Source organism: Rheinheimera gaetbuli (genome assembly GCF_054781935.1).
The window spans coordinates 1-1,073 of sequence record NZ_BAAGTL010000029.1; the positions used below are offsets into that span (position 1 = coordinate 1).

Sequence of the window (1,073 nt, forward strand, 5' to 3'; positions counted from 1 at the left end):
TAGCAATATGCTGGGGATTAACTCAAGCTGCCTTGCCTATGTCATATATACCTCTGGCTCAACCGGCCAGCCGAAAGGGGTTATGATTGAGCATAAAAATGTTGTAGCCTTTCTTTGTTGGGCAAAAAAAGAGTATACAATACAACAGCTAAGCTTGGTTTTGGCTTCAACGTCCATCTGTTTTGATTTATCCGTGTTTGAACTATTTGCTCCCCTTACTTCTGGCGGCGCAGCATTAATAGTAAAAAATATACTGCAATGGAACAGCTGTGAGCAGGCGCTGAAAATCAGCCTGATTAACACCGTGCCTTCTGCTATAGAATCTTTGTTAATCAATAATTCACTGCTGCCTGGTCATGTTAAAACCATTAATCTGGCAGGGGAGTTTTTAAAGCAGTCTTTAGTAGAGCGACTTTATGCTTCGGGTGTCGAGCAAGTATATGATTTGTATGGCCCATCAGAAGATACAACCTATTCAACCCGCTGTTTAAGAAAACCCGGAGGCATTAGTAGTATTGGGCGAGGGATCCACAATACTCAGCTTTTCATTCTTAACGCTTGCCTAGAATTAGTGCTTGAAGGCGTTTGTGGTGAACTTTACATAGGTGGCGATGGCCTCGCCCGCGGATATCTGAATAACGACTCTTTAACCACTGAACGTTTTATTGCCAATCCTTTTTACGATCCTAATCGCGCAGGCAGTAGCAAACGAATTTATAAAACGGGTGATCTGGTGCGCTGGCTGCCAGATGGTAATCTGGCTTATCTGGGACGTATTGATCATCAGGTGAAATTACGGGGTTTCCGTGTCGAGTTAGGAGAAATTGAAAGGTGCTTGGCTGCCCAAGAATATGTGCAGGAAGCTGTTGTATTGAGCAAGGTTTCTGAACGGGGAATAACCCAGTTAGTGGCTTATGTCAGTATTGGCAAAGAGAATGGGCTACGGGCTGATGACAAGACAGGTAGAGACTGGAATGCAATATTAGGTCAGTACAGCAGGCAATACCTGCCTGACTATATGATCCCCAGCGTCTTTGTGGTGCTTGAAAGCATGCCGCTTACACCCAATGGCA

The 1,073-nt window shown here is 44.5% G+C and carries 1 protein-coding gene; it reads left to right on the forward strand.

Annotated elements, in window-relative coordinates; all coding sequences use genetic code 11:
- Positions 1–82 precede the first annotated feature (82 nt).
- Positions 83–1,073: AMP-binding protein (locus tag ACYVIC_RS19585; protein WP_460862671.1), on the forward strand; the 991-nt coding region annotated here is incomplete at its 3' end.